The 24,684-nt window shown below is 58.0% G+C and carries 26 protein-coding genes; 9 read left to right on the forward strand and 17 right to left on the reverse strand.

What is annotated here, in order from left to right:
• Nucleotides 1-77: 77 nt before the first annotated feature.
• Nucleotides 78-1,535: a glutamate--tRNA ligase gene (gltX, locus tag H8711_RS02015; protein ID WP_249281854.1), complete on the forward strand. Its 1,458-nt coding sequence runs from the start codon at nt 78-80 to the stop codon at nt 1,533-1,535.
• 116 nt (nt 1,536-1,651) lie between these two features.
• Here gltX and H8711_RS02020 read toward each other — a convergent pair whose 3' ends face one another.
• The 5 genes from H8711_RS02020 to H8711_RS02040 all read right to left on the reverse strand — a co-directional run bounded on the left by H8711_RS02020 (nt 1,652) and on the right by H8711_RS02040 (nt 7,426).
• A complete protein-coding gene (locus tag H8711_RS02020) occupies nt 1,652-2,266 on the reverse strand; it encodes a hypothetical protein (protein ID WP_249281855.1) in 615 nt (204 codons plus the stop codon).
• Nucleotides 2,223-3,521 carry an ABC transporter permease gene (locus H8711_RS02025; protein WP_249281856.1) on the reverse strand — a complete coding sequence of 433 codons (1,299 nt, stop codon included), beginning with the start codon at nt 3,519-3,521 and terminating at the stop codon, nt 2,223-2,225. The genes H8711_RS02020 and H8711_RS02025 overlap by 44 nt, the downstream gene beginning before the upstream one ends.
• On the reverse strand, nt 3,518-4,414 hold the full coding sequence (locus H8711_RS02030; protein ID WP_249281857.1) for an ABC transporter ATP-binding protein: 897 nt from the start codon (nt 4,412-4,414) through the stop codon (nt 3,518-3,520). Before H8711_RS02030 ends, H8711_RS02025 begins: the two co-directional genes overlap by 4 nt.
• Before the next feature lie 60 nt (nt 4,415-4,474).
• Nucleotides 4,475-6,475 carry a fructose-1,6-bisphosphatase gene (locus H8711_RS02035; protein WP_249281858.1) on the reverse strand — a complete coding sequence of 667 codons (2,001 nt, stop codon included), beginning with the start codon at nt 6,473-6,475 and terminating at the stop codon, nt 4,475-4,477.
• A 90-nt stretch (nt 6,476-6,565) separates the two neighbouring features.
• Nucleotides 6,566-7,426, reverse strand: a complete 861-nt coding sequence (locus tag H8711_RS02040) for a DUF975 family protein (RefSeq protein WP_249281859.1) — start codon at nt 7,424-7,426, stop codon at nt 6,566-6,568.
• Between the two features lie 176 nt (nt 7,427-7,602).
• Here H8711_RS02040 and H8711_RS02045 point away from each other — a divergent pair, with 176 nt between their 5' ends.
• Both H8711_RS02045 and trpS read left to right on the forward strand, forming a co-directional pair.
• Nucleotides 7,603-8,790: an aminotransferase class I/II-fold pyridoxal phosphate-dependent enzyme gene (locus tag H8711_RS02045; RefSeq protein WP_249281860.1), complete on the forward strand. Its 1,188-nt coding sequence runs from the start codon at nt 7,603-7,605 to the stop codon at nt 8,788-8,790.
• A complete protein-coding gene (gene trpS / locus H8711_RS02050; protein ID WP_249281861.1) occupies nt 8,790-9,818 on the forward strand; it encodes a tryptophan--tRNA ligase in 1,029 nt (342 codons plus the stop codon). Before H8711_RS02045 ends, trpS begins: the two co-directional genes overlap by 1 nt.
• A gap of 55 nt (nt 9,819-9,873) precedes the next feature.
• Here the strand turns inward: trpS and H8711_RS02055 are convergent, their stop codons facing one another.
• The 7 genes from H8711_RS02055 to H8711_RS02085 form a co-directional block, all read right to left on the reverse strand.
• Complete coding sequence (locus H8711_RS02055) at nt 9,874-10,281, reverse strand: effector binding domain-containing protein (RefSeq protein ID WP_249281862.1); 408 nt, start codon at nt 10,279-10,281, stop codon at nt 9,874-9,876.
• A 58-nt stretch (nt 10,282-10,339) separates the two neighbouring features.
• Nucleotides 10,340-11,206, reverse strand: coding sequence for a peptide chain release factor N(5)-glutamine methyltransferase (gene prmC / locus H8711_RS02060; protein ID WP_249281863.1), 867 nt, complete (start codon nt 11,204-11,206; stop codon nt 10,340-10,342).
• Nucleotides 11,200-12,141, reverse strand: coding sequence for a DUF1385 domain-containing protein (locus tag H8711_RS02065; RefSeq protein ID WP_249281864.1), 942 nt, complete (start codon nt 12,139-12,141; stop codon nt 11,200-11,202). The genes prmC and H8711_RS02065 overlap by 7 nt, the downstream gene beginning before the upstream one ends.
• A gap of 75 nt (nt 12,142-12,216) precedes the next feature.
• The gene (locus H8711_RS02070) at nt 12,217-13,647 is read right to left on the reverse strand and encodes a sensor histidine kinase (RefSeq protein WP_249281865.1); all 1,431 of its coding nucleotides are present in this window, start codon (nt 13,645-13,647) and stop codon (nt 12,217-12,219) included.
• Between the two features lie 31 nt (nt 13,648-13,678).
• The gene (locus H8711_RS02075) at nt 13,679-14,389 is read right to left on the reverse strand and encodes a response regulator transcription factor (protein WP_249281866.1); all 711 of its coding nucleotides are present in this window, start codon (nt 14,387-14,389) and stop codon (nt 13,679-13,681) included.
• Nucleotides 14,390-14,416: 27 nt separating this feature from the next.
• Entirely contained in the window at nt 14,417-15,811 is a 1,395-nt protein-coding gene (locus tag H8711_RS02080) for a hypothetical protein (RefSeq protein ID WP_249281867.1), read from the reverse strand.
• A gap of 223 nt (nt 15,812-16,034) precedes the next feature.
• A complete protein-coding gene (locus H8711_RS02085; RefSeq protein WP_249281868.1) occupies nt 16,035-16,736 on the reverse strand; it encodes a helix-turn-helix domain-containing protein in 702 nt (233 codons plus the stop codon).
• Nucleotides 16,737-16,879: 143 nt separating this feature from the next.
• Between H8711_RS02085 and H8711_RS02090 the strand changes: the two genes are divergently transcribed.
• The 3 genes from H8711_RS02090 (at nt 16,880) to H8711_RS02100 (ending at nt 19,696) form a co-directional block, all read left to right on the forward strand.
• Nucleotides 16,880-17,608 (forward strand): histidine phosphatase family protein, encoded by a 729-nt coding sequence (locus H8711_RS02090; protein ID WP_249281869.1) that lies wholly within the window; start codon nt 16,880-16,882, stop codon nt 17,606-17,608.
• Nucleotides 17,609-17,689: 81 nt separating this feature from the next.
• Nucleotides 17,690-18,775 (forward strand): 3-isopropylmalate dehydrogenase, encoded by a 1,086-nt coding sequence (gene leuB / locus H8711_RS02095; protein WP_249281870.1) that lies wholly within the window; start codon nt 17,690-17,692, stop codon nt 18,773-18,775.
• 15 nt (nt 18,776-18,790) lie between these two features.
• Complete coding sequence (locus H8711_RS02100) at nt 18,791-19,696, forward strand: DUF975 family protein (RefSeq protein ID WP_249281871.1); 906 nt, start codon at nt 18,791-18,793, stop codon at nt 19,694-19,696.
• Between the two features lie 233 nt (nt 19,697-19,929).
• Here H8711_RS02100 and H8711_RS02105 read toward each other — a convergent pair whose 3' ends face one another.
• Nucleotides 19,930-20,172, reverse strand: a complete 243-nt coding sequence (locus tag H8711_RS02105; RefSeq protein ID WP_249281942.1) for an AbrB/MazE/SpoVT family DNA-binding domain-containing protein — start codon at nt 20,170-20,172, stop codon at nt 19,930-19,932.
• 198 nt (nt 20,173-20,370) lie between these two features.
• On the opposite strand from H8711_RS02105, the gene H8711_RS02110 reads away from it, so the two are divergent.
• The 3 genes from H8711_RS02110 to H8711_RS02120 all read left to right on the forward strand — a co-directional run bounded on the left by H8711_RS02110 (nt 20,371) and on the right by H8711_RS02120 (nt 21,914).
• Nucleotides 20,371-20,997 carry a nucleoside recognition domain-containing protein gene (locus H8711_RS02110; protein WP_249281872.1) on the forward strand — a complete coding sequence of 209 codons (627 nt, stop codon included), beginning with the start codon at nt 20,371-20,373 and terminating at the stop codon, nt 20,995-20,997.
• Nucleotides 20,990-21,511 carry a spore maturation protein gene (locus tag H8711_RS02115; protein WP_249281873.1) on the forward strand — a complete coding sequence of 174 codons (522 nt, stop codon included), beginning with the start codon at nt 20,990-20,992 and terminating at the stop codon, nt 21,509-21,511. Before H8711_RS02110 ends, H8711_RS02115 begins: the two co-directional genes overlap by 8 nt.
• Nucleotides 21,512-21,659: 148 nt before the next feature.
• Complete coding sequence (locus H8711_RS02120) at nt 21,660-21,914, forward strand: helix-turn-helix transcriptional regulator (RefSeq protein ID WP_425516018.1); 255 nt, start codon at nt 21,660-21,662, stop codon at nt 21,912-21,914.
• Between the two features lie 245 nt (nt 21,915-22,159).
• On the opposite strand, the gene H8711_RS02125 is transcribed toward H8711_RS02120, so the two are convergent.
• The 4 genes from H8711_RS02125 to H8711_RS02140 form a co-directional block, all read right to left on the reverse strand.
• On the reverse strand, nt 22,160-22,330 hold the full coding sequence (locus H8711_RS02125) for a DUF362 domain-containing protein (protein ID WP_249281875.1): 171 nt from the start codon (nt 22,328-22,330) through the stop codon (nt 22,160-22,162).
• Nucleotides 22,331-22,427: 97 nt separating this feature from the next.
• Nucleotides 22,428-23,291, reverse strand: a complete 864-nt coding sequence (locus tag H8711_RS02130; RefSeq protein WP_249281876.1) for a PSP1 domain-containing protein — start codon at nt 23,289-23,291, stop codon at nt 22,428-22,430.
• Nucleotides 23,292-23,335: 44 nt separating this feature from the next.
• Nucleotides 23,336-24,310 (reverse strand): DNA polymerase III subunit, encoded by a 975-nt coding sequence (locus tag H8711_RS02135; protein WP_283245799.1) that lies wholly within the window; start codon nt 24,308-24,310, stop codon nt 23,336-23,338.
• A gap of 8 nt (nt 24,311-24,318) precedes the next feature.
• The gene (locus H8711_RS02140) at nt 24,319-24,642 is read right to left on the reverse strand and encodes a cyclic-di-AMP receptor (protein WP_249281878.1); all 324 of its coding nucleotides are present in this window, start codon (nt 24,640-24,642) and stop codon (nt 24,319-24,321) included.
• Nucleotides 24,643-24,684: the final 42 nt, after the last annotated feature.

The following is a 24,684-nucleotide window of genomic DNA, read 5'->3' on the forward strand; positions in this document are numbered from 1 at the left end:
AGAATGAAAAGGCGGCGGACTTTTCTGCCGAAATTTGGCAGGGCTGCGCGCTCTGCATCAAAAGGATGGTAATACAAATGAAATTAGAAGGTGTACGCACCCGCTTTGCCCCCAGCCCGACCGGCTATATGCACGTGGGCAATCTGCGCACCGCGCTTTATGCGTTTCTCACGGCGAAGTCCCAGGGCGGCAAATTCCTGCTGCGCATCGAGGATACCGACCAGGAGCGCTATGTGGAGGGCGCGGTGGATATCATCTACAACACCCTGCGTGAAACCGGCTTGGTGTGGGACGAAGGGCCGGACATCGGCGGCCCAGTGGGCCCTTACATCCAGAGCGAGCGCATGGGCATGTTCAAGGACTATGCGTTGCAGCTGGTGGAAAAGGGTGCAGCGTACTACTGTTTCTGCGATAAAGACCGGCTGGAGGAGGTGCGTGTGCTGCAAAAGGCGTCCGGCCAGTCGCCCCACTACGACGGGCATTGCCGTGACCTCTCCAAGGAGGAGGTGCAGGCGCGCCTCGATGCGGGCGAACCCTACGTCATCCGCCAGAAGATGCCCAAGACCGGCACCACCACCTTCCACGATGAAATCTTCGGCGACATTACGGTGGAAAACGAGACGCTGGACGACCAAATCCTCATCAAAGCAGACGGGATGCCCACCTACAACTTTGCCAACGTGGTGGACGACCACCTGATGGGCATCACCCACGTCATCCGCGGCAACGAGTACCTCTCCAGCACCCCCAAGTACAACCTGCTCTACCAGGCGTTCGACTGGGAGATTCCCGTCTATATCCACTGCCCTCCGGTGATGAAGGACAGCACCCATAAGCTCTCCAAGCGCAACGGCGACGCCTCCTATGAGGATTTGATCGCGCAGGGCTACCTGAAGGACGCAGTGCTCAACTATATCGCCCTGCTCGGCTGGAGCCCCAAGGGCGACCGCGAGATTTTCACCCTGCCCGAACTGATCGAGGAGTGGGACCCCGCCGGTATCTCCAAGTCCCCCGCGATCTTTGACACACAAAAGTTGCGCTACATCAACGGCGAATATATCAAGGCAATGCCGCTGGAACAGTTCCATGAAATCGCGCTTCCCTGGGTGCGCAAGGCGGTGCAGTCGGAAGTCGACACCATGTTGATCGCGCAGATGCTCCAGCCCCGCACCGAGGTGTTGTGTGAAATTCCCGAACAGCTCGCCTTTATCGACGCGCTGCCCGATTACGACAACGCCCTGTATGTGCACAAAAAGATGAAAACCAACGAGGAAAACTCGCTGGAAAGCCTGAAGGCGGTGCTGCCCGTCCTGGAGGCGCTGGACGACTACAGCGTCGAAGGGGTTCACGCGGCGCTGTTCGGCGTGATCGAACAGCTCGGCGTAAAAAATGGCCTGATCCTGTGGCCGGTGCGCGTCGCAGTATCCGGCAAACAGTTCACTCCCGGCGGCGGCGTGGAGATTTGCGCCCTGCTCGGCAAGGAGGAAAGCCTGCGCCGCATCCGCAAGGGCATCGAAAAGCTCACCAAAAATTAATCATAATGAAAAGCGAGGGATACCGCCCATTGAAAAGCGGTATCCCTCTTTTTGTCCCCGCGGGGCTTCAAATGGAAGCCTTGCCCAGAACCGGCCACCTCTGGGCGGCTTTGCTTTTATCGCCTTTGAAGATATTGCCGCAGCCCCACCGCCGCAGCGAGCGCCGCAGTGCCGAGCCCAAACAGCAGCAGCTTGTTGTCCCCGCCCCCCTGCATCATTGAAAACAGCGAGAAGCGGCCGAAATCCCCCATGAGGTTGAGCGCATAATAACAGATCGGCACCATATAACCGACGGCGATATTCCCGCCCGTCGCTGCGCTCAACAACCCGAGACCGCCGAGGAACACCGCGTTTGACACAGCCCCGAACCAATGGCCGATCCCCACGGCGCAGGCGTTCCCCCGCATCAGCAGGACAAAGCCGCCTGACAGCGCAGCCGTCAGCAGAAGGGAAAGCAGCGCGCGCAGCAGGCATACCGCCGGATAAGGGGTGCTGCGCGAGGCCACCGCTGCCCAGACGCCCGCCTCCTGTTCCGGCTGGAGGATGGGGGAAAACAGGATCACCCCCAGAAAGGAGAGACCCAGCTCGAGCGGGACGGCAGCCGCCTGCGCATCCAGCGCTGCGATTCCAAACACCGCCGGCAGCAGCAGGAGCAGCCCTGAGGCGATCAGCAGATGGGGCATCAGGCTATGCCTTAGGGTCGCGCTTATCAAATCGAGGTAACGATACATCGAGCTTTCCCCTCCTTTTTCCCTCCAATACCGCGATGGTCAGCCCGACCAAAATGAGTGCAATCAGCGCGATTGCTGCGCGGTTCCGCACCAGCTCGCCGAAATGGTCGAGATAGACCTGCGTTGCGCCCAGGCTGTTGTGACGCGGGCTCAGCCGTCCGGCGTAGTTCCCAGTCAATCCGCCGGGGAGGCCGCCGTTCAGGTCGAGAAACCACCAGATCAATTGCACCGCCACGCCCGCCGGGGTGCCGGTCAGCGTGGTGAAGAACAGCCCCACCGATATCGCGGCCATTGCGGTGGGAAGCAACCAGGCGAGGATGTATTTGGGGTAGGCCAACAGGTCGACCGAGGCCGCGCCGTAGGCCTCGATATGCAACCCGGTGAGAACCGCCCCCATGAGCAGCGCGGGCAGCAGCGACAAAGTGACCAGCGCCGCAAACCGCGCCAGCACCAGATGCACCGAAGAGGCCTCCCGGACATAAATCGCCGGGCGGATCTCACGGGTATCCCGCATGGCGAAGCCCACCGAGAGAAACACCGGAAGCAGCCCCATCATACATCCCATATAGTCGCTGAACAGCCGCGCATGGGCCCCCGTGAACCGGTCGTGCGACACAATCAGCCTGTAATCCGCCACGGCCTCCTCGTAGGTTCTGGGGATCATGCCAAAGCTGCTGGACAGGGATTCAGCAGCATAGCTCGAACCGCCGCCCACCAAGCGGTCGACCTCCCCCATCAGCTCCTGGAAGCGATCCCAGGTGACGCCTTGTGCGAGGGAGACAATGGGCTCGCCCCAGCTCATAGACGCCGCCTCCGGCGGGAGGATCACCACCTCGCCGTCCTCGTCGGGTACGAGCTCATCGCCCCGATATGGGAAGGTCATCCCCTGGGAGGAAGCATCAGTCCCTGCCTTCAAGAGTTCATCAGCGGGTTTCCCGGTGAGCTCCGAGAGGATGCCCGCCATCTGAACCCGCTTTTTTTCCTTGAGGCGCACCGTCTTGATGAATCCATGCGGATAGGTGGTATAATCATTGGCGGAAAATTCCCCGTAGAGGGACTCGAGCGCCTCCGGCATGATGAGGTCGGGATTGCCCGACGCCTTGCCGCCGTAACTGCCGCCGGGACGCGGCTCCTGGAGCGGCTGCGAAGGGGGCAGCACGTCCTGAGACACGGCAAAAATTACAAAGACAGCCGCCATCACCACCCAGGTGAGGGAGAACAGGATGCGCCTGCATTCGGCGAGGTAAAGCCTCATGCCCGCTCCCCCCTCTCCCCGGATTGCGCCCCGCTCAGACAGAGCAGGTAGGCGTCCTCGACGCGCGGGGATTCCAGCCGCCCGATGCCGGGGTCCCCCTCCGGCGCCACAAACCGCACGGTGGCTGTCCGCGGTCCGGCGACCGTGGTGGTGACCTCATACCGCTTGCGAAAACCGGCCAGCTCCCGCTGGGGCAGTTCGATCGAATAGACCTTCCCCTCGGCCTCAGCGAGCAGCTCCGCCACCGTGCCGCCGAACAGCAGCCTGCCCCGGTCGAGGATTGCGATGTTCTCACAGGTGGCCTCGATGTCCCCCACAATATGGGTGGAGAGCAGCACCGTCTTTTCCTGCGCCACCTCGCACAGCAGATTGCGAAAGCGCACCCGCTCCTCCGGGTCCAAGCCGGCTGTGGGCTCGTCCACGATCAGCACCTTGGGGTCGTGCAGCAGCGCCTGCGCGATCCCAAGCCGCTGCCGCATCCCGCCCGACAGCGCCCGCACCCGCTTGCGGGCCTGGCCCGTCAAGTTGACCCGCTCCAATAACAGCGAAACACGCTCCCTCCGTTTACTGCGGCTCATGCCGGAGAGCAGGCCGAGGTAGTCGAGCGCTTCGGCCACCGTCATCGAGCCGTACATCGCAAAGTCCTGCGGCAGGTAGCCGATCATGCGGCGCACCTCGCGGGCCCGCTCCACCGGCACGCCGCACACCGTCACGCTGCCGCTCTGCTTTTGCAGCAAAGTGGAGATGGTCTTCATCAGGGTGGTCTTGCCCGCGCCGTTGCGCCCCAATAGGCCGAACATCCCATGTGGGATGCTCAGGGTGAGGTGGTCAAGCGCGCGCTTTTCCCCGTAGCGCTTGGAAAGGTCGCGGATTGTAATCGCTTGTTCGGACATAAAAAATCACTCTCCCGAAATTTGACTTCCAGGAGAGTGTAACAGGTAAAAATAAACTTTTTATCTACGCCCGGGAGATTTTTTTGCGGTCTCCTTGATGATGCCGCAGCGGTAGGCCTCCAGCAGCATCCGCAGGCCCTGGATATTCTCCTGAATCCCCTGGCCCTCGTCGGCCTCCCCCACCTTGATGCGGTTTTCCATCGTCTCAAAGATCACCGAGGTGGATAGGATGTCCCGGTTGTTGCGGATCGCGTCCCGCGCGCCGTCAAACGGGGCGTGGGAGATGATGCGGATGCCGTGGGAGTTGTAGACCAACGTATAGCCCGCGATACCCGTGACCGGCTGGTAAGCGCGGCAAAAGCCGCCGTCGATCACGATGAGCCTTCCGTTCGCCTTCACTGGGGTCTCGCCGTCCTTGCTGCGCACCGGCACATGGCCGTTGATGATGTGGGCATGCGGATGATCCAGCCCAAATTCGCGCAGGATGCGCACACAGGTCTCCTCTTCGGCGGTAAAATGATAGTATGGGTTCTTTTCCTCCGCCCACAGGGACGGATCATCCACCAGCAGGCGCTCGAAGGTGGTGATTTTGTCGCGACCGAACAGCGGCGAATTGCGGCCGCACCACAGGAACCACAAAAAATCCTTGCCGCGCAGCCGCTCGCGCGAATGGGGCGGCGCGTTGTAGCCCTGCCGGGCGAGCTGTTCGGTGTAATCGAGGAAAGCCCGGCCGGAGAGTCGCTTCCCCTCGCAGTCGAACTGCTGAAAGGAACCGTCCCTGTCCAACGGAATGCAGCCGTGAAACAGCAGGTTGTGGTTGCAGCACTTGTACATCCCGCCCTTGGAATAGAGGAACTGCACGTGCCGTTGTAGCTTTTCGCTGTGTAAAAAGGAAAATTTGAGCTGCTCCATCAACAGCGTCTCTTCGTCGGTGAGCTGGTAGGGGTTCTGCGGGTCCACTGTGGCAAAATCGCAGTCCTTGAGCGGATAATCCCGGTCGCCGATGCGCACCGTCCGGCGCTGGTAGTCGATCTTATCGAGCAGCAGGCGGTCCTCCATCTGAAAGCTGGGGTTGCGCAGGATAATCTGACCCTCGAGCTTGAACAGGATCACCGCGATCGCTTTGTGCATACACGCCACCAGGCGGACATCCTTCGGGTTGTAGTAGCGCGACTCCAGGAGCTTGGGCAGGAAGCAGGAGACATCCTTCGTGCCATAGGTCTCAGCTGCGAACAGCGCCAGCGGCCGCAGATTGATGCCGTAACCGATCTCGACCACCTCCAGGTTGTGATAGGTGATCGAGTTGTTGAGCACATTGGCGATGCAGGTGCGGCTGCCCGCCGCCGCGCCCATCCAGAGGATATCGTGGTTGCCCCACTGGATATCGACACAGTGGTGCTCCATCAGCGAATCCATCACAATATCTGCACGCGGCCCCCGGTCGAAGATATCCCCCACGATGTGCAGCCGGTCCACCACCAGCCGTTTGATGGTGTTGCTCAGCGCCAGAATGAACTCGTCGGCACGCTCGATATCGATGATGGTGGAGATGATGTTCTCGTAGTAGGTCTCTTTATTGAGCTCGTCATAATTGGTGTGCAGCAGCTCGTCGATGATGTATTCAAAGTCGCACGGCAGGGCCTTGCGCACCTTGCTGCGGGTGTATTTGGAGCCCACCAGGCGGCAAACCTCGATCAGGCGGTTGAGGGTGATGCGGTACCACTCCTCCAGGTCGCCGGTGCTTTCCTTGAGCTCCTTGAGTTTTTCTTCGGGGTAATAGATCAGGGTGGCGAGCACCGCGCGCTCCTGGGCGGGCAGCGTCTTGGAAAACAGGATGTCCACCTTCTCGCGGATCACCCCCGAGGCGTTGCTGAGGATGTGGTTGAACGCCTCGTACTCCCCGTGCAAATCGGACATGAAGTGCTCGGTGCCCTTGGGCAGATTCAAAATTGCTTGCAGGTTGATAATCTCGGTGCAGGCCGCCTGCACATTGGGGTACTGGACGGAGAGCGCCTTGAGGTAGCGCAAATTTTCCATGATTTCCGGTTGGCTGTACTGCATCGCCTGATGATTCCCCTTTCTTGTTGTCCGGTGGTGATAGCAAACAAGGCAGCAGCCGTGGCGGCAACTGCCTTGCTGATGGAATGACAATTACATCGAGGTCTGCCCATAAAACGGAGGGACCGGCGGGTTAAAGTCGGGCAGTTCATCGGGGCCGGAAAAGCCCATGGCAAACGCCTTGGCGCGCATCAGTGCATATAGCTCCGCAAAGGTTGCCATTTGATAAGGAATGACAAACAGGGTGCCGATGCCGCACAGCAGCAGGCCCAGCAGCTCCCATCCGATGAAGGACAGGCCCAACACGAAGATGTTCATCTTTTCCCCGTCGGTCATCGCCTTGGTGAGCTGGAAATACCGCCTGGTCTCCAGATGGGGATTTTCCGCCAGCAGGTACGGGATCATAAAATATTCATACGATTTGACGAAACCGGGGATCATCAGCAGCATCGAGAGGAACAACAGGAAAAAGAAACTGCCGTTGTAGACCAGGATGGGATTGCTGACCGCCAAAAACGCCAGCAAAATGACCCCCGGGAGAAACAGCATCATCGTCCACAGCAAAACCTTCAAGGTCATAACCGCCATGACCTTGACAACCTTCCAATAGCGGCCGCCGGTAAACCCATAGAACAGGGTGGAAAAGTCGCTCTTGAAGTTGCGGCTCTCCATAAAGTAGCGCAGCATCCCCACTGCCAGCGGGTTCATCACCAAAAAGGACACAGCGAGGGAAACCACCGCCAAAGCAATGGCCGCGATGAGAATCCCCATCAGCACCGCAGGCGGCAGATTAGCGCCGGTTTCGCCAAAATTCACCGTAAGATTGATCAGATAGCTGCCGCTGCCGATAAAGCCTGCAATCGCCTGATACACCAGGCAGACCGCAAACGCCATCCAGTAAAACCGCGAAAGCGCGGCCTTCGCATTCGTCTTGAGCTCCGCTCTCGTCCACATAATCTTTCCTCCATTCCAACCTGCGCACCTCTTGCCGCAGGACATTACTTTTATTATAGCTTTTTTGCCGGGAAATGTAAATCGACTTGCCGGCGAAATATCCGCGAATAGTTCCAATATTTCTCCAATCGTGATATAATAATTTCAATGTGGTTATTTCAAAGGGGGACATTTTTGTGAACTATCTTTTTTCCGACCGGATCAGCGCGCTCAAGCCGTCCGCGATCCGTGAGATTCTCAAGGCGACGGCCGACCCCTCGGTGATCTCGTTCGCCGCAGGGAACCCCGCGCCTGAGGCGTTTCCTGTGGAGGAGATTCGCCGCATCACCGATGATATTCTGACGGAAAACCCGATCGGGGCGCTCCAATATTCGGTCACCGAGGGTTATCCCGCGTTTCTCGCGGCCCTGGCCGACATGCTCCACAGCCGCTACCATAGCGGCAACGAGAACGACGGCATTCTTGCGGTGTCCGGCGCGCAGCAGGGCATCGATCTGGCGATCCGAAGCCTGGTCAACGAGGGGGATACCATCCTCTGCGAGAACCCCAGCTTCATCGGTTCGCTCAACTGCTTCCGCAGCTACCGCGCCAACCTGGTTGGGGTGGACCTCGAGCCGGACGGCCTTTCGCTCGAGCAGCTCGAGGCGGCGCTCAAGGCCAATCCCCGCGCGCGTCTGATCTACCTGATCCCCAACTTTCAGAATCCGTCCGGCATCACCATGAGCCTCGCCAAGCGCAAGGCCGTATACGAGCTGGCCGGGCGCTACAACGTGTTGATCCTGGAGGACAACCCCTACGGCGACCTGCGCTTTGCGGGAGAAGCGATCCCCACCATCAAATCGATGGACACCGACAACCGCGTCATCTACTGCGGCAGCTTCTCCAAAATCCTCTCGCCCGGCCTGCGCGTGGGCTACGTCTGCGCGCACAAGTCGATTCTCGGGAAGATGACGGTGGCCAAACAGTGCAACGACGTACATACCAACATCCTCGCACAGCTCATCTGCCACAAATTTATCACCGAATGCGATCTGGATGCGCACATTCAGAAGCTGCAAAACATCTACCGCGGCAAGAGCAAGCTGATGATGGACAGCATCGACGCCTATTTCAGCCCCGCGGTGACCCGTACCAGCCCGGAGGGCGGCCTGTTCCTGTGGTGCACTCTGCCTGAGGGCAGCGACATGATGGCGTTCTGCACGGCCGCCGCGCAAAATAAGGTCGCAGTGGTGCCCGGCTCCGCCTTCACTGCGGAGGAAGGTGCGCCAACCCTGTCCTTCCGCCTCAACTACTCCACTCCCACCGACGACAAGATCGTGGAGGGGTGCCAAATTCTCGGCAAATTGACAAAGGAGCTTTTCTGATGGAAGATACGAAAAACGTCGCGCAGCCCGAGCGCAAAAAGGTGATCTTCTCGGGCATCCAGCCCACCGGCGTGATGACGCTGGGCAACTACCTAGGAGCTGTAAAAAACTGGGTGCAGCTCCAGGAGGATTACAACTGCATCTACTGCATCGTCAATATGCACGCGATCACCGTGCGGCAGGACCCCAAGGCGCTGCGGCAGAACACCCTGGAGGCCTACGCCCTGCTGCTCGCCTGCGGCATCGACCCGGAAAAGAGTATCGCTTTCATCCAGAGCCATGTCACCACCCACGCGGAGCTCAACTGGGTGCTCGCTTGCAGCACCCAGTTCGGCGAGCTCTCGCGCATGACCCAGTTTAAGGACAAGGCCAAGCGTTACCCCGAAAATGTCAACGCCGGCCTGTTTACCTACCCGGTGCTGATGGTGGCTGACATCCTGCTGTATCAGGCGCATCTGGTGCCGGTCGGCATCGACCAGAAGCAGCACCTCGAGCTCACCCGCGATGTGGCGGCCCGCTTCAACAACGCTTATGGCAACACCTTCGTCATCCCTGAGCCGTATATCCCCGACCAGGCGCATGGAGCGAAGATTATGTCGCTGGCTGATCCCACCAAAAAGATGTCCAAATCGGACGACAACGCCAACGCCTTCATCTCGATTCTCGATAAACCCGAGGTGATTGTGAAAAAGTTTAAGCGCGCAGTCACCGATTCGGAGGCTGAAGTCTGCTACCGCGAAGGCAAGGACGGAATCAATAACCTGATGACCATCTACTCGGCTGTGACCGGCGCGGACTTTGCCGCCATCGAGCGCGAGTTCTCCGGCCGCGGCTACGGCGATTTCAAGACAGCCGTGGGCGAGGCAGTTGCCGAACACCTGCGCCCGGTGCGGGAAAACTTTGACCGCCTGATGGCCGACAAGGCTTACCTCGAGAGCTGCTACAAGCGCGGAGCCGAGATGGCGGAATGCATCAGCCGCCGCACCATGGATAAGGTCTACAAAAAGATCGGCTTTCTGCCGAAATAAGCTGCAAAAAACAGCGCGGGCCGCTGAGGGGTTTCCTCAGCGGCCCGTATTTTTGTCATTCCTGCATGGCAAATAAAAGATCGATGGACGGCGAGCGGCCGAAGCTCTTCTCCGTGTGGTACTCGTACTCCCATCCCGCACAGCGGCAGCCGCTTGCAGGCTGCCACTGAGTGTAAAAGCGACGCTTGGCCTCCCCGATGGCGGGACCCCACAGAAATCCGAGCTTTGGCTCCACCGTCACACGGGCGTACAGGCCCGCAGGCAGCACCAAGCGTTCCAACCCATCGCCGGGGATTGTCCCACCGATGAAGAGCTTGAAGTTCCCCGTCTGCTTGCAGTAGTCGCGGGACAGCACGAAGAACGGCAAAACCTCCTTCTTTGATCTGCCGACCCTGCGGTAGAACTCCTCCGAGAGACGCGGGATGTCCTTGGCGGCCGTCCGGTCGCCCGATTCGGCCCACACGCCGTAAACCTCCTGCGCCTACTCCCGGCGCTCCAACGTCACCTCAAAACTTGCCATCTTATTTTCCACCTTCGGAGCGCCGCCCCATCACAACCCGCTCAAAGCCCTCCAAATCCTTCGCAATAGAAATCTCGGTAAAGCCCTGCTGCATCAGGATTTTTTGCACATCGCCGCTCTGGCCGTCCCCCACCTCAAAGGCGAGCCAACCGCCCGGGGTGAGGCTGTCCCGGTAGAGCCGCGCGATCTCACGGTAAAACAGCAGGCCGTCTTTATCGCCATCCAGCGCCATGGCCGGTTCCCGCCGCACCTCGCGCTGTAGCCCGGCCAGCTCCCCGGAGGGGATGTAAGGCGGGTTGGAGACGATCAGATGAAAGCGCTCCCCGGCGGTCACGCCGTCCGGACCCTCCAGTACATCCGCCCGGATGGGGCGGACGTTGCTCGCGCCATTGTGTGCGACGTTTTGGGTGAGATACTCGAAAGCTACATCCGAAAGCTCCACCGCTGTCACCTGTGCGTCCGGCCGGTGTTTGGCCAGTGCGACCGCGATACAGCCGCTGCCGCTGCACAAATCGAGGATGCGCGGCGCGGAAAATCCGCGGCACAGCCGCAGCCCGGCGTCCACCAGCGCCTCGGTGTCCGCCCGCGGGATGAGTACCCCCTCGCCCACCAGAAACTCCAACCCGTAGAATTCCCATCGGCCCAAGATGTATTGCAGCGGCTGTCCGGCGCAACGCTGCGACAAAAGCGCTGCCATCCGGCCGGCCTCCTCCGGCGTGACCGGGCGATCGGGCTCCGCGAGCTGCGCAGCGCGATCGAGCCCCATGCCGAAGGCAATCAGCTCGCAAAGCTCAAAGGCAGGGGCAAAAACCCCTGCCTGTTTCAGCTCTTGTATCCACTCTTTTTTTTGTGCGCGCAGCGTCACCATTTGTCCTCGTCCTTTGTCTCCGGAATGACCGGCAGCATCGAAGCGATCGCCACCTCGATCTGGTCGTCGTGCGGCTCGTTGGTGGTCAGGTGCTGCAGCCACAGACCGGGCGCTGAGATGATGCGGGTGAGGATGTTGTCGTAGCGCCCCGCCAGCTTGATGATCTCATACGCGATGCCGACCACCACCGGCAGCAGGATGATCTTGTACAATACGCGCAGCATCCCGCTGCCCCAGGGGACGAACGAAAAGACAATGATGCTGATGATCAGCACGATTAGGATAAAGCTGGTGCCGCAGCGGGGATGGAAGCGGCGGTATTTGCGCACGTTTTCCACTGTGAGTTCCTCGCCCGCCTCGTAGCAGGCGATGGTCTTGTGCTCAGCCCCGTGGTATTCAAATACGCGGCGGATATCGGGCATCCGTGCGACCAGCGCCAGATAGAGGACGAAGATGGCGATTTTCAGAATGCCCTCCAGCGCGGTCTTCATCCCACCCAGCGGAATCGCCATATCCAAAAACTTGATGGCGTAGGTCGGAATCACCATGAACAGCAGCAGCGCCAGCACAACGCCCAGCACCATGGCAAAGCCGGAGATCACCTTCATCATGTTGTCACCGAGCTTTTCGGTCAGCCACTTTTCAAACTTGCCCGGCTCCTCGTCCTCCAGATCCATGCCGCTCTTCTCAGCCGATTTCATCAGGCAGGTATAGCCGATGACCAGCGAATCGACCAAGTTGAAGATGCCGCGGATAAGCGGCACCTTTTTGTACCAAGCGCCGACCCCCTTGTTCTCCCAAGTCTCGGTGTCAATGCTCTGATCGGGCATACGGGTGGCCATCGCCGATAGCCTGGGGCCCCGCATCATCACCCCTTCGATCAACGCCTGTCCGCCGATGCTTGTTTTGTGGCAGCAGGCCTTCTTTTCTTCCATCTGATTGCTCCTTTCCCGCCGGCCGTTCCTGCGGTCCGGCGTTCCCTGTCCGGGTATTTCTCGCCGCCGGAAGGATCACTCCTCCACTTTTTTATGGGCGATGGGCAGCGATATCACCACCGTCGTCCCCTTGCCCTCCTGGCTGTCCACATCCAGACGGCCCGAGTGCATCGAGACGATTTCATCCGCCACCGCGAGCCCGATACCAGAACCGCGGCGCGTGGAATTGCCCTTGTAAAACTTCTTCTTCACCATCGGCAGATCTTCAGCCTTGATGCCGCAGCCGGTGTCGGTCACAGCAATGCGCACCGTCTTGTCGTCGTGCGTCACGGCGATGGCGATGGTTGCGCCCGCATCGGAATATTTGATGGCGTTGTCGATGATGTTGACAAACACCTGGCGCAGCCGGTTGCGGTCGCCGATCACCGGGATCGACTCCTCCGGCTCGTCGTAGCGGATGGTCATTCCCTCGCGCATGGCGCGCTGGGTGAACATCAAATAGGCCTCGCCCAGCTCTGCGATGATGTCGATGCGGTCCATCATCAGCGTCAAGCGGCCGTTCTGCATCCGGCTGAAGTCCAGCAGCTCCTCCACCATGGAGGAGAGACGGTCGGTCTCCTTGAGGATGACCCCCATCCCCTTTTCGATCGTCTCGTGGTCGGTTGCGCCCACCAGCGTCTCACCCCAGCCCTTGATGGCGGTGAGAGGGGTGCGCAGCTCGTGTGAAACGGACGAAATAAAGTCGTTTTTCATCTGCTCCCCGGCCGCAAGCTCGCTCGCCATGTAGTTGATCGCCTCGCAGAGGTCGCCGATCTCGTCGTCGTTCTTCTTTTCCAGCCTCGCGTCGAAGTCGCCCTGCGCGATCTTCTTCGCAGTCACCCCGATCTCTCCGACCGGGATGACGATTGAATTGATGAAATAGGAGCTGGAAAAACCGACAAAACAGAGGATCGCCACCAGCACCAGCGTCACCGCCAGGATCAGGGTGCGCACCTGCCGGTCCACCCGGGTGAGGGACACCACAAAGCGCAGGGCCGCAATTTCGCTGTCCTGCACGGGGGAAACCATCGTGATTGCCATGACCTTTTCGCTGTCCAGCTTGCCGACATACTCCCCGAAAGAATAAGACCCAGCAGCCGCCGTCTTTTGTTTTTCAAAGGCGAGCGCGTGGTCGGGCATCTCCACCTGGCCGGTGGGCTTGAAGCCGCTGGAGGTGAGCAGCACATTGCCCGAGCCGTCCACAGCCATCAGCTCCATCTTGTCCTTATCCTCGAAATTTTCCACCAGATTGCGCACCTGCGCCTGGTAATCGACCGAGCTGTCCTCGGAATAGCGCAACAGGGACGAGGCCATCACCGACGCGCGGGAATTGATGGCGGAACGCACGCTGTTGTAGTAATAGCCGCGGATACCGGCCGCGCCGATCAGCTCGATCGCCAGCAGGATAATTAGGATCACGCCAAAGCTGTTGAACAACCACCGCTTGGTAATCCGCTTCATCGCCATGGCGCTTCTTCCCTCCTCCCGCCTTTTGGGCCTACGATTCCTTAGGACCTGCCGTCCATTTGTATCCGAACCCCCACACCGTCAACAGATATTGCGGGGAACTCGGCTCATCCTCAATCTTCATGCGCAGCCTGCGGATGTTGACATCCACAATTTTGATATCGCCGAAATAGTTGTCGCCCCAGACCTTTTTGAGGATTTCTGAGCGCTCAAGCGCCACATTCTGATTGTGTAAAAAGAAATCCATGATCTGATATTCCACCTGGGTGAGATCGATCACCTTGCCGTTCTTGGAGAGCATCCGGCTCTTGAGGTTGAGGATGAACGGCCCGGAGATGATCTCGTCCGGCTGCTCCTGCCGCTGGGACGTCATCGTCACCCGCCGGTGGATGGCGTCCACCCGCGCGGTGAGTTCCGAGGGGGAGAACGGCTTGGTGACATAGTCGTCCGCGCCGATCATCAGGCCGTTGACCTTATCCATCTCCTGCGACTTGGCCGACAGCATGATGATGCCGATGGTGCTCGACTGCGCCCGGATTTTTTTGCACAGGGTGAATCCGTCGATGCCCGGCATCATAATGTCGAGCAGCGCCACGTCAAAGTTGCCCTGCTGTTCTTCAAAGATGCGCAGCGCCTCCTCCCCGTTGGCCGCCGGAGTGACATCGTAGCCCGCTCGCTGCAGGTTGATGACGACAAAGTCGCGGATCGCGTCCTCATCCTCCACCACCAGGATTCGTTTCATTCTTGATCCCTTCTTTCCAAACTAAAGTCAGGGCAGTAAGGAAAAGCACCGCCCGATATCGCTTTCGGTCACCCGGAAGGACTCGTCCTCCAGCACGGCAGGATAATAGACCTTGTAGTCGTAGTAGCCCCGGGAACCGAGCAGCTTGTATTGATCCTCCCCCGCATTCTTGTCGGGGGGGCTGTTGCGGTTAACCACATTGATGCGCAGCAGCTCGCGGTAACTGGCCGCCAGCGAGCCGCCGTACTCCAGGAAGCGCCATTCGCCGGTGGCCACCTCAGCCGCCACCGTCACTTCCCCTTCCATCCACTGTTCGGGAAACTCCAGGCGGTAGCCCGCATCGGGGTTGACCACGCCGTACCAGACCTGCTCGAACCGCTCGCCGTCAAACCGGACATAGCGCGCGGAATAGAGCTTGTCCGCGTCGCTGTCCTCGCTGTAACCCGGCAGAACGGACGATTCGCTCGGCTGGTAGGGGATCTCCATCACCCCGTCGCCGTCGATATCCTCGCAGTAGTAGCGCTGCTCCCGCTTGAGGTTGATCTCGTTTTCCTCGATCTCCTCGTCGGTGCCGCTGAGCTGCTTGTTGTACTGGCTGATGACGTTGACCATCCTGCGCGGGGATTCAGCTTCGTATTTCAAAATATCGGTGACAAAGCGTCCGGATTGCAGGCGGGAATCGATGAACACCGCCTCGATCTCGCTTGTCAACTGGCCGATCTTCACCCGCTGTATCTCGGAGATCGAACCGGACAGCTCGATCTTAGAGCTGACATCCAGCTCGCCCGTCTCCTTGCCGGCTGAAACCAGCCGCGCCTCAGGGCTTCCCGTGCGCAGCAACAGCAGCTCGGTCAGGCCGTCGCGGTTGAAATCGTAGACCATCAGCTCGTTGTACTGCCCGCTGCTGCTGGTCAACAGGTTTTCCAGCTTGTCCTGGCTGTTCTGTGGCTGATAGCGGTAAACTGCGACTGTCTTTTCCCCGCCGCCGCGGCTCCAGCCCACAATGATGTTTTCGGCCCCCTGTTCCAACATGCTGCCAAACTGCACCAGCTCCACGCTGTCGCCCTGGCCGGGGATGCTGTAGTCGAACACCCATCCCTCGTCGGTCTGCACCAAAATCCCCATCATTGCGTTGGCGTTGCCCATCTGCGGATCGTAAAAGACGATCGCCTCCTCCTTGCCGTCGCCGTCGATATCGTGCATCACAAAGGCGGAGCGGTAATCCCCCGCCTTGGGGTATTTAAACTTCACGTCGCGGGTGCGCGTGCCGTCGAACAGCGCTTCGCGGATCGCGCTCTGTTCGGAGGTGAGCAGCGGCGCATCCATCAGGTTCTCAGGGCTGAGCTCCAGCCTCGCACAGGAGGAAAACAGCAGCGCGCAGCAGATTGTTGTAAGCAACAACAGCATTGTTTGAAAGCGCATGGGCTGTCCCCCTTTCTGTATCTCTTCGTGAAACACTCGCCTTATTATTATACTATATCGGAATAATAAAATAAAGTGAAACTTGCAACTCTTCAGCAGGTTTCACTTTATCATACAAATTTGAACATTCTATAGATTTTTATGTGCAAAGGGTGAATTTCAACCAATCCTCTTTATTTTTCGCCCACATAATGGTACAATATGCAATATTACCAAGACAGTATCACTTGGGTTGAAGGGTCATTTTGTCCTCGCTGTTCTGCACCAGGTTAAAAAGCGAGGATGCGCACATCGGATAGCGCTCGTTGATCACGTCGGTGGTGAGCGCCAGCTCCTCCGAGGAGCGCAGCGGCTCCTGCCCATCGAGAGGCTGCCCGCCCACCAACGCCTGCGCGTTGGCACTGTGCACCTGCATCATGGCGCCCGCATACTGGTCGGCCACCCGGCGCGGCACGGTGAACATCGCGTCCTGATTTTTAGGGTGGGCCGCATAAACCACACGGAACATGCGGTAGACCGCCAGCATCAAAAAGCTGGACACCTCGCCCGTGAGGGACTTGTTGTTGGCGCGTTGGAGCAGGTCGAACAGCACATTGAGCGAATTGGAGATCAATTTTTTGTTGAGCACCGGCAGAATGCTGCCCCGGAAGGTGTTCTCCTTGCCGGCCGCCTGCTCGGGCTCCGGGATATCCTCCACGGTGAGGGTGGCCCCCATGCGATCGGGCGAACGCCCGAGCAGATAATCGCAGGATACATGGTAGAAATCGGCGGTGCGCACCAGAAAATCCAATCCGCATTCCCGGATTCCCTTTTCATAGTGCGACAAAAGGGCCTGTGAAATTCCCAGTTCACCGGCCGCTTCCTTTTGACTGATTCCCTTTTCTTTCCGCAGAAGGGTCAGAATTCTGGGAAAATCCGCGTTCATAGTCAATACCCCCGCTAACGCCTCATCCAGCGATTTTTTACGTACAGTAAATTATAATCCATTTTGATACGAGTTGTAAAGTCCTGAAAGCAAAATATTTCGACGTTTTGGGCCAAATTTCTGTTGGCGAAAGGAGAATTTCGGTGATTACTTATAAAGTACATCTGATTCGTCACGGCATGACCGAGGCAAACCTCAAGGGATTGTATGTGGGGCGCACCGATACCCCATTATGTGACGAGGGTCGGGAAAAACTGCGCATGCTGCGCGACCATTGCGGGTATCCGGAAATCCAGAAGCTCTACTCGAGCCCCCTCTCCCGCTGCCGGGAAACCGCCGAAATTTTATACCCCGACCGGATGTGCGAGGTGGCCGCCGATTTTGTCGAGTGCGACTTCGGCGCGTTTGACGGCAAGGCGATCGGCGAACTCAAGAACGACCCCGCCTTCAACGCGTGGATCGACTCCGGCATGAAGACCCCGCCGCCGGGCGGCGAGTCCAGCCGCGAACTGGAGGAACGCGTCAGCCGGGGGCTGGAATATGTCTTTGCCGACATGATGTCCCGCCGGCTCACCTCCACGGCGATCGTCACCCACGGCGGCGTGATCATGACCCTGCTGGCCAAATACGGCTATCCACGCCGCGAAAGCCCCTACGATTGGGTCGTCGCCAACGGCGCCGGCTACACCATCCAGATGACCCCGCAGATGTGGATGCGCGACGAGGGGTTTGAGGTGTACGAACCGATCCCTTACCGCTACGAGGCGTTTGCCCGCCTGGGGCTGGAGGCCTTTGAGGAGCAGCTGCGCGAATGGAAGGAACGCGGCGGCGAGGACCTCTTTTTTGAGGGAGAAGATTTCGGCGGGGATTAAACCTTTCTTTGCTTTTCTGCGGCAGTGTCCGCTGTATTTGCTTCCGATTGATCGATTGAATGAGAAAGGGTGTTTTTAGCGATGAATCCCATCAAGATTTGTGTATTGGCGGGCGACGGGGTGGGCCCGGAAATCACCGCCGAGGCGTTGAAAACCCTCCAAAGCGTCTGCCGGACGCGGTCAATTCCGCTTGATCTCACCGAAGGTTTGATCGGCGGCTGTGCGATCGACGCCGAGGGGATTCCTCTGTCGCCTGCCACCGTAGAAAAATGCCGCATGTCCGGCGCGGTGCTGCTCGGTGCGGTCGGCGGCCCTCAGTGGGACTGTCAGCCGGCCAACCTGCGTCCCGAGGCCGGTCTGCTCGCCATCCGCAACAAGCTGGGCCTGTTCGCCAACCTGCGCCCTGCGCGCGTCTTTCCTGCGCTGCAAAACGCCTCGCCCCTCAAAAATGAGATTATCGCCCGCGGGGTCGATCTGCTGGTGGTGCGCGAGCTGACCGGCGGAATTTACTTCGGTGAGAAGGGGCAAACTGAGGTGGACGGCAATCCCTCCGCATACGACAAGATGCTTTACAGCGAATATGAGGTGGAACGCATTGCAAAGGTGGCGTTTGAGGCCGCGCAGAAGCGCCGCGGCAAGGTCACCTGTGTGGACAAGGCCAATGTGCTGGAGACCTCGCGGCTGTGGCGGCGGGTGGTAGACCGCGTGCGGGAGCGCTACCCCGAAGTGGAGCTCAATTACCTGTATGTGGACAATGCGGCCATGCAGCTGCTGCGCGATCCCTCCCAATTCGACGTGCTGCTCACTGAGAACATGTTTGGCGACATCCTCTCTGACGAATCCGCCATGCTGGCCGGTTCGATCGGTATGCTGCCTTCGGCCAGTACCGGCCACGGCACATTGGGCTTGTATGAACCGATCCACGGCTCGGCGCCGGATATCGCCGGAAAAGGGATTGTCAACCCGCTGGCGACCATCCTCTCAGTTGCAATGATGCTGCGCTATTCCTTCTCGCTCGAGGAGGAAGCGTGCGCTGTGGAACAGGCCGTGGAGGAAAGCCTCGCCTTTGGGCGCACCCCCGACCTCGCTGACCCCGCTTATCCGGCGAAGTCCACCCAGGAGATCGGCGACTTTGTCGCGGCACGAGCCGCAGAAATTTTAGCTTAACCGAGGCGTTGAACCATGAAACTGAGAAAACAAATTAAACTGAATGCCCGCCGGGCGCTGGGCGGCAGTTGGGGAAAAGCCATCTGCCTTCTGCTCATCATCTTTTCTATTTCGCTGATCTTCAGCCTATTGCAGGGGCTTACCTCCCTGCTTCTGGGTATCCCGGATTTTTCAGATGTCCTGACAACCCCCCAATACTACCTGGACGATGTGATAAACCTTTCGATCCCCTCGTTCCTCATCGCTGCGGCGTTCACCCTATTCAGCCTGATCGTCAACTCCCCGCTCTCGTTCGGCATCCGCCTTTGGTACTACCGGCTGGCTGGCGGGGACTCGGAGGAGGTGGCCGCGGTCTTCTCCTTCTTCTCCGGACTGCGCCTGTTTTTCAAAGCTATCTGGCACGATATCAGCCTCTCGGTGCGCCTGCTGTTGTGGAGTATCCCGTTCGCCCTTCTACCCGGGGGCATTGGCACGTTCGCCCTTTTTCTGCTGTACAACGCCGAACCTACACGGACGGTGCGCCTAGGCGGGTTCCTGCTGCTGACGCTGGCCTGTGTGCTCAGTATCCTGGCCGGGCTGTTTTTCTCAATTTTCAGCAAGCGCTATCTCCTGGCACCCTACCTGATTGTGGATAACCCCAGCATCAGTGTGCGGCAGGCGTTTCGGACCTCGATCCGGTACACCCGCGGATATAAAAATGAACTGTTTCTGTTTGATCTCTCTTTCCTGCCGTGGGCGCTGCTCTCCGTCTTGTTGTTGCCTCTGCTTTATGTGGTTCCCTACTATAACGCCTCGCTCGCGCTTTACGCCAAATATCTGGTGGAAAAGGGCAAGCTGAACGAGCCGGAGGATGAAACGCTCCGTTTTGACCCGCGCGACCCTGTGACCGGCGAAATCCCAGAAATTAATACGGAAGCCTGAACATTTGTAAAATAAAAAAGATGGATAACCGTGAGGAAACCCTCCGGCTGTCCATCTTTTTCTTTATCCATTCTTTCCATTTATGTCACAACCCGATGCGAAATCTTTGTTTGGTTCAATTGATTGATAACCTTTTGTCCTTCGGGATGAAAGCGGCCACTCCGCCGGCATCTCATAGGAACACAGTTTCGATTTTCGCTCTAAGAATGGCTTCTGTCAAATAATTCTGCGCGTTAGAGGTCCTTCATACGTTCAAGACACTCTTTGCAGACATTTTTGCCTTTAAATGTCACAATATCCCCTGCATTGCTGCAGAAAATACAGGCAGGGGCATACTTTTTCAGAATGATCTGATCCCCGTCCACATAGATTTCAAGGGAGTCTTTTTCTTTAATGTCCAACGTATTGCGCAGTTCTTTGGGCAACACAATGCGCCCCAGCTCGTCCACTTTTCTTACGATTCCTGTAGATTTTATCAAAATGATTTTCCCCCTTTTTTCGACATTGTCGATTTTCTAATTTTAATATAGCGTAAACTAGAAAACATGTCAAATACTAGAATATAAATTTCTAATAATTTTTTCTTCAAAATTTAAGTTTAACAAATTATTCATATTCTGTCATTTCGTATCATATTCTGTAGCCAAGAGTACAATTGAGGAGTTGAAACCGCCATGATGACCTGGATCTTCAGCGGAATGATCCTGCTTTCGGTCGTACTGGGAATCGCCAACGGGCGCATTGGGGAAGTGTCCGCCGCCGCGCTGAGCGAAAGTGGGAAAGCAATCACCCTGGTGATCGGCCTGGCCGGCGTGATGTGCCTGTGGAGCGGCCTGATGAATGTCGCAGAGAAATCGGGACTGACCCAAAAATTCAGCCGCTTTTTTTCTCCCGTCCTCCGTCTGCTGTTCCGCGGCCTGGACCCTGACAGCCGCGCAGCAAAGGCTATCTCGATGAATGTCGCCGCCAACCTGCTGGGCCTGGGCAACGCGGCCACCCCGCTGGGTATCGCAGCAATGCGCGAACTTGAGCTGCTTAACCCCACCCCCTCTGTGGCAAGCAATTACATGATCACCTTTGTGGTGCTCAACACTGCAAGCCTTCAGTTGATTCCAACCACCACCGCCGCGCTGCGCTTGCAGGCAGGGGCCGCCGCTCCGTTTGACATCCTGCCGGCGGTTTGGGTCACCTCGATCTGTTCTGTGATCTCGGTGTTGGTGATGGCGAAACTGCTCTCTCACACCACGCGCAACGGTTTGCCAGAGCTCGCACGGCCGCGCCGGGGAGGTGCACATGGCTAGACTCTCTGACTACATCATCCCCGCCGTGATGGGCGGGATTTTATTTTACGGGCTGTTCCGTCGGGTGGACGTGTTCGGAAGTTTCCTGGACGGCGCCAAAGAAGGTCTGATGACTTCGATGCGCATTATGCCCGCGCTGGTGGCGCTGATGACCGCTGTGGGGATGTTCAAAGCGTCGGGGGCGCTGGATATCCTAACCTGGGTTCTCTCCCCTGTGGCCTCCCTGTTGCAGCTTCCGCGCGAGGTGCTGCCGCTGGCGATCCTGCGGCCGATCTCGGGTAGCGGCGCTATGGCGATTTTTCAGGATATCCTGCAAAGCTACGGCCCGGATACCACGATCGGTCGGGTAGCCAGCGTGATGCAGGGTTCCACCGAGACTACATTTTACACAATTGCGGTCTACTACGGAGCGACGCAGGTACAGAAGACGCGCCACACCCTCCCCTCTGCACTCACCGGCGATCTGGTGGGGTTTGTGATGAGTGCCCTCATGGTTCGATTGATTTTTTCATAACGCATGATAATATTTGAAACAATTCCAATATTTAACATAATAATATTTTACAAGACATTTTTCCCTTTGTCAAGAAACAAAGTGACAAAACCAATCATATTTATTGCATTTTCTGTCATTTATATGATATTAATTTCGAGGTAAACTTATAAATAGTTATAATTTAGGGGATGATGAAATTAAAAATATAGATCGTATCAAAAAAGTTGGATTGAAGATCGCATATTATCGCAATCTTCGTGAACTGAGCCAGGAGGAGCTTGCCTCCATGGTTTTCTTATCGCGCGAACAGATCAACCGCATCGAATCACCGAACGGAAAATCCTTTACCAGTGTCGATACGCTGTTTTGCATCGCAGATGCGTTGGAAATCGATATCCGCCGCCTATTCGACTTTGAATAACCGGTCAGCATTCAGCGGATCCATCCCCACAGATAGTCAGAAAAGCGGTGCAGCCAGGAGGCTGTGCCGCTTTTTTCAGAATGTAAAAGGGAGCACCATTATAAAAATGGTGCCCCCTCTTGCGAATTCTGTTTTAGATCCATGCGCCGCAACCCTTCACAACGGGTCTTGTCCCAAATAGAACCAAAACCTCCTCCTGAGCGGGCGGCGCAAGCATCCCCTGCCGTTTGTCACATGTACAGAACTTACGCCTCGTGGGGAGCTCCGACCGGGCAAACACCCTCGCACGCGCCGCAGCTGATGCAAGTATCCGGATCGATCACATATTTGCCATCGCCAGCGGAAATCGCGGAAACAGGGCATTCAGCCTCGCACGCGCCGCAGTTCAGGCACTCATCACTGATGCAATATGCCAATGGTAACACCTCCAAAAAAGATTCAAGATCATTGTACCACAGTTTGCAAAATTTGCAACCGTAATTGTGCAATTAATCTAAGAAAAATCGGCGCGGCTCATTTTTCCTCCCGCCCCTTGTGGGTGGAGTTGTCGCCGCGCTCCCCGCGGGACTGGTCGCGGATCACCTTGACCTGATCCTTGGTGAAGGTGCGCGCGGCGCCGTCCGATTTGTCGATCTTGACCTTGAGGATGCCGGTGAGCAGATTTACCTCCACCACCGTACCGCGCCCTTCCGGCGTATTGACCGCCGCCCCTTGCTTGGGGGTGCGGCGCAGCAGGTCCTCATAGGCCTCCTGTTCATATTTGAGGCAGCACATCAGCCGCCCGCAGGTGCCCGAAATTTTGGTGGGATTGAGCGACAAGCCCTGCTCCTTGGCCATCTTGATGGACACCGGCTGGAACTCCCCCAGGAAGGTGGAGCAGCAGAACGGTCTACCGCAGATGCCCAGCCCCCCCAGCATCTTCGCTTCATCGCGCACGCCGATCTGCCGCAGCTCAATGCGGGTGCGGAAAACCGACGCCAAATCCTTGACCAGATCGCGGAAATCCACCCGGCCGTCGGCGGTGAAATAGAACAAGATTTTGTTGTTATCGAAGGTGTATTCCACATCCACTAGCTTCATATCCAGCTTGTGCGCCGCGATCTTGGCCTCGCAGATGGAAAACGCCTGCTGCTCCCGCTGCCGGTTGCGTTCGATCTGCGCCAGATCGTCGCTGTTGGCCGCGCGGATCACTTTTTTGAGCGGCTTGGGGGTCTCGCCGTCCTCGATGGTGCGCAGCGGCATCGCCACCTCGCCGCACTCCACGCCGCGTGCGGTCTCCACGATCACGCACTGACCCATCTCCAGGTCGAGCCCGTCCGGATCGAAGTAATAGACCTTGCCGACATTTTTAAAACGAACTCCAACGATATTTGCCATGTATTTCCTCCCACAGGACCGGCCGACAGCCGGCCCGTTTCTTTTTAACGATTCAGCGCGCTTTTTATCTGGGAACACAGCCACACCGAAGCGAGCGGATAGCCCATGTTCTGCTCCATCATCTGCAACGCTGCCTCTATTATAGCAACAATCCGTTCGCACTGCAATGCGGAGATTCCCGAACCCAGCGCATCCCGCCGCTGCTCCGGGAGATATTTGCGCCGCAGCAGGTCGGCGAACACAGCTTTTACCCGGCGCAGACAGGCGCGAAAGCTGTCCTTATCGTTTTCAAATGCGGCGAGCTGCTCCAACAGGTCGTATTCGGTGCCCTGCACCGCAGCTTTGGCGATGGCGTCCGCTCCGTCTACAATCCGGCGGAATCCGGCGTCGCCCAGGCTGGCAGCCGCACGGCCGATGTTCCCATCGAACACATCGGCGGCCAGGCGGTACTCCTCCTCGCCGTGTCCGGGCGCCAGCTCGTGCAGCACCTGTTCACACAGCGCGGGTGGCGGGTTCTCGATGCGCACCAGGGTCACACGGGAAAGGATAGTCTCGAGCAGGGCGGAGCGGTTTTCGCAGGTGAGGACAAACACCACCCCTTTGGGCGGCTCCTCCAGCACCTTGAGCAGCGCGTTCTGCGCCTGCACCGTCATATTTTGCGCATCGGCCAGGATATACACCTTGCGCTCGGCCTCGTTGGGCCGCACGCTTGCCGACGAGCGGATCTCGCGGATGGCGTCCACATTCAGGTTCTTGGCCGACTCCCCGCCGTCGATCAGCCGGATGTCGGGGTGGACGCCCTCCATCGCCTTGGCGCAGTGGCGGCAAACGCCGCAGGGGCGCTCCTCCCCGGAACAAACAGCGGCGGCGGCAATCAGGCGCGCAAAGGTCTTTTTGCCCGCTCCACTCTCCCCCTCCAAAAGCACTGCATGAGGCAAACGCCCGCCTTTCCAGCCCAAGGCGAGCGTTGCTTTTGCTTTTTCATTGCCATAAAAGGCTTGTAACAATCGGTTGTTCATCTCAGACTTTACAGCTTTTCAAATTTTTCGACGTTCAGCACGAAGATGGTCGCGCCGCCCACCGTGACTTCCACCGGAAAGGAGGTGCACATCCCCACGCCATAGGAGGCAGAGGAGGGTACCATCTGTTTGCGCTTCTTGCTGTAGGTACCCACGATATCAATGACCGTATCGACCTTTTCGTCATCAGTACCCACCAAAAAGGTGGTGTTGCCGCTCATCAGGAAGCCGCCGGTGGTGGCGAGCTTCGTGACCGAAAAGCCGGCCTTGGTCAGCTCCGAGGACACGATTGAACCATCGTCGCTCGATACAATTGCAAGAATCAGTTTCATCAGAATACCTCCTTGTCGGTCGAATCGCCGCGCTGCGGCTGT

It is taken from the genome of Ligaoa zhengdingensis (assembly GCF_014384885.1).
Lineage (GTDB): Bacteria > Bacillota > Clostridia > Oscillospirales > Ruminococcaceae > Ligaoa > Ligaoa zhengdingensis.